Source organism: Listeria tempestatis, from assembly GCF_963575625.1.
Classification (GTDB): Bacteria; Bacillota; Bacilli; order Lactobacillales; family Listeriaceae; genus Listeria; species Listeria tempestatis.
The window spans coordinates 1-5,429 of record NZ_CAUYTK010000021.1 but is presented as its reverse complement, the minus strand read 5'-3'; the positions used below and the strand labels follow the sequence as shown (position 1 = coordinate 5,429).

Sequence of the window (5,429 nt, the reverse complement as noted above, 5' to 3'; positions counted from 1 at the left end):
CAAACGTCCTAAGACGCCGACAGTGCTTCGGTCTCGTGGGTTTGGCACCCAATGGGTTATGAGGGGTTCGAACCCCCCGACCCGCTGATTGTGATAATTAGTGGATTTTGTGGATGGCTTTATAGGTTTAGGAATTTTTGAGTATTCAACATTCCTAAGAGTCCAATATAAAACTCCCTTTTAATTTAAAAATTATCATGCATATCATATTCTAAAAGGAGTTTTTATATTGTTAGGATTCAATTGTAGTTCGTTCAATGAAATTGTCTTTAAAAGTCATCCTAGCCGAGCGCCTTCTAGCTCACTTAAAGAAAAATTCATGCTAAAACAATAGACTCTTGCTGTCTTATTGTACCGTTATCTTTGTTACATTTATTAATCATTAATATTTTTTCATCAAGACCATATTTATAAACGACTTTTTTCTTATTTTGTACTCTTTTGTCATGATAATGAAAACAGCCATTGTGTCACTTCTAATTTACAATTCTCCTGACTCTGCAAGCTCATCAATTAGCTTTTTTTCAAATGAATCTAAACGTGTATATTCTTTGAGGGAGGTTAAATCAATTCCCAAGTTTTTTAAAGTTGCTAAGGCAAAATCTCCAACTGTATAAAACCCTAACATTTTATCTTCAAGTGTTTGCCCTCTTCTGCTAGAAATGTTAATAAGTGCTTGAACTATAGATGGGTTAGTGATTTTTTTATCAACAATCTCATGCATCGTGTTGTAAAGTACGATGGCATTACCTGTATTAAGATAGTTTTCTAAATCGTCTAGCCCGTATTGACCATTATTAAGCTTTTCAATTATTGTCATATTAATCTCCTCACTTCAAATGATTTGTGATGTGTTGCCTTTCGACCAGATAGTTTTCGAATAGTTGATTCGCAATATCTTTTCTCCCTATACTATCAGCCCAATGTATTTCTTGCATATATGCATCAAATTCCATTTTGAGCCGCGCTTTGGTTTGGAATTGTATCTGCATGCCAGGAAAACCTCCATTAACATCATCTAATGCATGCTGATACTCATGTTTAAGTGCGCTTAATGATGCATTTTTATCGATAATCACTTTCCCAGCGACTCCGCCTTTAGGATTAGGTGCATATGCCATTACACCATCTCGATAAGATATTGAAATGCCTTTTTCCTCTAGGTCATTTATTAAGGCTGTCCATTCTTTGGGGTGGGACACAGGTCCTGATCCGTATAAATCATAAAAAGGATCCGCGTTTTTATTGAAGGTTGTTTTTATTTCTTTAATATCAAAGGTTTTGCTAAACTTAGCTAACCCAAGCACAGGAGCCCCGTACTGCGTCAAAACAAGCGTACCATCTAATAGCCGCTGTCCGTCACTAACATGTTTCCCTGATACTGCATCCACGCCATAAACAGCACGATAAAATGAACCCACGTCAAGCACTTCACGGAAAACTGTCTCACTCTGCCAATAAATCATTTGTTGATTTACAAAATCAAGTGTAGCCTCTGTACTCATTTTACCATCAATCATTATGAAACCAGCATGATTTCCTTTTGGAATGTTTGGCGTTAGTCCGATTTCTTCAATTTCTTTTATCTTATCATCGATTTTTTGCTGGTTCGCATACATTTTAGTGAGCTGGCTGAACGACGCAGGATTTAATTTTTCGAGATGATACATGCCCGTTTTACCTTCAAACTTAAGATTTTGCTGTATGTTATCCAGTTGAATAGAACCCCCCCGAAGAGGGCTACAAAACCTAAACTTTATTTAAATGCTAAGTCTGAAAAGCTCTCCATCTGAGTTATGACTTCCCCTTTTGCCGAGATATAACTTTCAGAATAGCTTGTGTAGCTCCCCGTGGGGTCTTTAGCTAAGTTGACAAATTTCAGAAGGCTGTCGTAGTATTCTTCCACTTTAGCGAAAGTGGCTTCGTTCTCGCTCGTCACGTTTTCTTTGAGTAGTTTAAAAGTAGTTTCTACAGACTTTTTCTCCTCTTTGATGCTGGCGGTCTTGCCGTTATCTTCGAAGAGTTTACGCTGCGCGGAGATAGCTTCGCTAAATTCTGTATATTGTTCTTGCCCGACCTGTGCTCCCGAATCCTCATAAATAGTCTCTTCCCAAATTTTAAGGTATTGGTCCCCCACATCCTCGGCACTTGATGCTAACGCATTTCCATTTATAGCTAAAGTCTCCATGCTAGTCTTAAATATTTTTTGCTTCTGTTTCGTCAGCTTCGCTTTTTTAGCTTGAGCCTCGATTTTTTTATCGCGGTCGACTTTTATTTGGTATTGGTTGTACGCAAATAAAGAGACGCCGCCTAAGAAAATTAGTAAAAGAACACTAGCCATGATTACTATAATTTTTTTTGAAACCTCGATTTTCATTTCCATCCCTCCGTTTTTTTCATTAATATACATTTCCAAAATTCTATTTTATCAGGTAACAGAATATTTGTAATTCGCATATCAGTCACAAACGGGGAATTTTTGTGCCCTTTGCCCAAAATTATAAGTATTCAATGAAGCATTTAGGTAATCCGAGGTCAGAAATAAACCCGAATATATCCATATTGGGGTTTATTTGATATAACATTAATAACCGTATTTCATGACGACAATTCAATTATTTTCCTTTATAATGAATTTATAACTAACTTTAGACGGGGGAATAGGGATATGACACAAATAAAAGTTAATAGAGAAAAAATGATGAATCATGCGGCTGAACTTGGAGATAGCGTCTCAGGAATGAGCCGTCTTGCAAAAAGAAATAATGAGATGGCTTACACTCAATGTAAATCTATGACCAATGGTCAGGAGGCATTACTTAATTTAATGAACAGTATAGATTTGTTTGGAAAAGTCGTGCAAGAAGACGCTACTCGAATCAAACAAATCGGAGAAGCTTACGCCGCTATGGATCGAGAAGCTGGTCAGAAAATGCAATTGGAGGTACGCTAAGATGGAACCGAGAAGCGTGGAAATTCATCTAGCATTACAACAATTAAAGCGAAAGAAGGAGCAACAAGAAGACAATCTATACACTATAAAACAACGACAAATACAGCTAGAATACACGGAAATTGAGCTTCGGCACATCGAACGCGAGAAAGAAAATCTTATTGCCCAAGCTCACGATGTATGGCGCGGTAATCACGGCAGAAGTGTGGCTCATGATGCGGAAGATGTAGCACATGACAGTTGGAAAAAATTATACAAACACATCGAAAGCACGCGGGAAAAGCTACGACAAGAACAGAAAACTGTTCAATCTAGCTTATCTCAAATGGAAGAAGAACGGAAACTGTTACACAAGGAGCTGATTTTATGACTCGCATCGATATTGCTGAGGTTACTCATTTCTCACACCAATTACGTGCATCGAATCAGGAACTAAAGCAATATATAAACGCCGTGAAACAAACTGTCATCACTTATATTAATGATACATCGATTAGTGGGGACGCCATCGCTAGCTCAAAAGAGTACTATGCGGGTGCCTATTTTCCGTTATGTGCATCCATCAAACAAGCTCTCGATTTAAGCGAAAGGAAGATGCAAAAATATATTACAGACTTTCATTCTCAAGTGGATTTCTCCCCAAATTCTAGACTTGACGCAGATGGTATTCATGATTTAAATCAAAAAATCATAGGCTTCGAAAATCGCCTTGAAAATATTACGTCAGAATTATCAGCTATTAACGGAACAGGATATGCTTCCGAGATAAATTATTTAGCCTCCCAAATTTTTGAAGCACATAAAAAAGAAGATATACTGAACAAATTTATGGATTTCGAGCAGAGTCATGGAAATTTCTTTTATGAAGTTGGAGAATTAGCAAATTATATTAAACAGGCACTGGATAACATACAGCAAAATCTTAAGTTTGACGGTAAAACGGGCATGTATCATCTCGAAAAATTAAATCCTGCGTCATTCAGCCAGCTCACTAAAATGTATGCGAACCAGCAAAAAATCGATGATAAGATAAAAGAAATTGAAGAAATTGGACTAACGCCAAACATTCCAAAAGGAAATCATGCTGGTTTCATAATGATTGATGGTAAAATGAGTACAGAGGCTACACTTGATTTTGTAAATCAACAAATGATTTATTGGCAGAGTGAGACAGTTTTCCGTGAAGTGCTTGGCGTGGGTTCATTTTATCGTGCTGTTTATGGCGTGGATGCAGTATCAGGGAAGCATGTTAGTGATGGACAGCGGCTATTAGATGGTACGCTTGTTTTGACGCAGTACGGGGCTCCTGCGATTGGGTTAGCTAGATTCACAACAAGGTTTTCTCCAAATGAGATAATAAGTGCAAAGTTCGCTAGTTCAGATAAATTAATTTTCCACTTCAATAAACATAAAGCTGAATTTGGAAATGCTTATATCACTTCTGAAGATTATCTAATTGGGGCTCAAAATGTTATGAAAACTGGTATTAAAGTCGAGTATAATTATAAACAAGAGATACGTACTGGCTATGTAAAATTCATGAAAAATAGTAGCCTGACTAACTTCAATGATGTTCCTATTAAAAGTTATGCAAAATTTGAGTTTGTCGGCACTAATAACTTTGGAGAAATAACCACTTACCACGTTGAAAGCGGGAAAAGCTTCTGGAAAATGCTTAATGGTGTCAATATTCCTGAAATTAATCCAGTTAAATAGGAGATGATTTACTAATGTTACTAAATGCAACCGTTATAAACTTTAGCGCTAACATTGAAGAAGAAATTACTGTTAAAATCAACGATATTGAAATAACCTGCTTTATCGGCTACTGCCCTATTAAAATATCGCTTGGCGAATCCTATCCAGTAGAGCTTAGTTTTTTTGTTATTGATAGTTTAGATGTAAAGCCACAGCCAGAAGGTGAGAAAATAACCGAAATTGTAAAACTAGAAAATGCTAGGTACTTATTGAAAGGATTCCTATCACCTGATGGTAACTTAAATGTGGGTTTTAATATTAAAGATGAGATTCTGGAAGGTTATCAGTTTCTCTTTGGAGAATACGTAGAACTAGAAATTGATAGAATGACTATTGATTTTGGCTAGAATGGCTATTAAAGACAATGGCAATTTTGTTGATCGAACTACAATTGAATCCTAACAATATAAAAACTCCTTTTAGATTACTACTAAAGGGAGTTCTTTACTGAAAAAGTCGCTCAAAAAAAGCTGTTTCTGCAAGGCTTTTTACTTGTGTTTAACAGACAGCCAGTGTGGATAAGCAAAAACAAATATTAAAAAAACATCACTAAAATCCTTCAATATAATATTTTAAATGATGTAAAGGAAATAAATCATGAAAACAGGTGTCGTTACAAAATACCCAAGAAGATGAAATAAAAATAAGACCGCAAGCCCTGTCTTCCAAACGTCCTAAGACGCCGACAGTGCTTCGGTCTCGTGGGTTTGGCACCCAA

7 protein-coding genes are annotated in these 5,429 nt (G+C 36.6%); 4 read left to right on the top strand and 3 right to left on the bottom strand.

Going from position 1 to position 5,429, the window contains the following annotated elements:
• Positions 1 to 481: 481 nt before the first annotated feature.
• From R8923_RS14160 to R8923_RS14150, 3 genes are all read right to left on the bottom strand, one after another.
• Positions 482 to 820, bottom strand: coding sequence for a hypothetical protein (locus R8923_RS14160; protein ID WP_485873410.1), 339 nt, complete (start codon positions 818 to 820; stop codon positions 482 to 484).
• 10 nt (positions 821 to 830) lie between these two features.
• Complete coding sequence (locus tag R8923_RS14155) at positions 831 to 1,670, bottom strand: pre-toxin TG domain-containing protein (protein WP_485873409.1); 840 nt, start codon at positions 1,668 to 1,670, stop codon at positions 831 to 833.
• Between the two features lie 86 nt (positions 1,671 to 1,756).
• A complete protein-coding gene (locus R8923_RS14150; RefSeq protein ID WP_485873408.1) occupies positions 1,757 to 2,377 on the bottom strand; it encodes a hypothetical protein in 621 nt (206 codons plus the stop codon).
• A gap of 291 nt (positions 2,378 to 2,668) precedes the next feature.
• On the opposite strand from R8923_RS14150, the gene R8923_RS14145 reads away from it, so the two are divergent.
• From R8923_RS14145 to R8923_RS14130, 4 genes are read left to right on the top strand one after another with little or no spacing between them, the layout of a single operon-like run.
• Positions 2,669 to 2,953, top strand: coding sequence for a TIGR04197 family type VII secretion effector (locus R8923_RS14145; protein WP_485873407.1), 285 nt, complete (start codon positions 2,669 to 2,671; stop codon positions 2,951 to 2,953).
• Between the two features lies 1 nt (position 2,954).
• Positions 2,955 to 3,323: a hypothetical protein gene (locus R8923_RS14140; RefSeq protein WP_485873406.1), complete on the top strand. Its 369-nt coding sequence runs from the start codon at positions 2,955 to 2,957 to the stop codon at positions 3,321 to 3,323.
• Complete coding sequence (locus tag R8923_RS14135) at positions 3,320 to 4,669, top strand: T7SS effector LXG polymorphic toxin (RefSeq protein ID WP_485873405.1); 1,350 nt, start codon at positions 3,320 to 3,322, stop codon at positions 4,667 to 4,669. Before R8923_RS14140 ends, R8923_RS14135 begins: the two co-directional genes overlap by 4 nt.
• A gap of 14 nt (positions 4,670 to 4,683) precedes the next feature.
• A complete protein-coding gene (locus tag R8923_RS14130) occupies positions 4,684 to 5,058 on the top strand; it encodes a hypothetical protein (protein ID WP_485873404.1) in 375 nt (124 codons plus the stop codon).
• Positions 5,059 to 5,429: the final 371 nt, after the last annotated feature.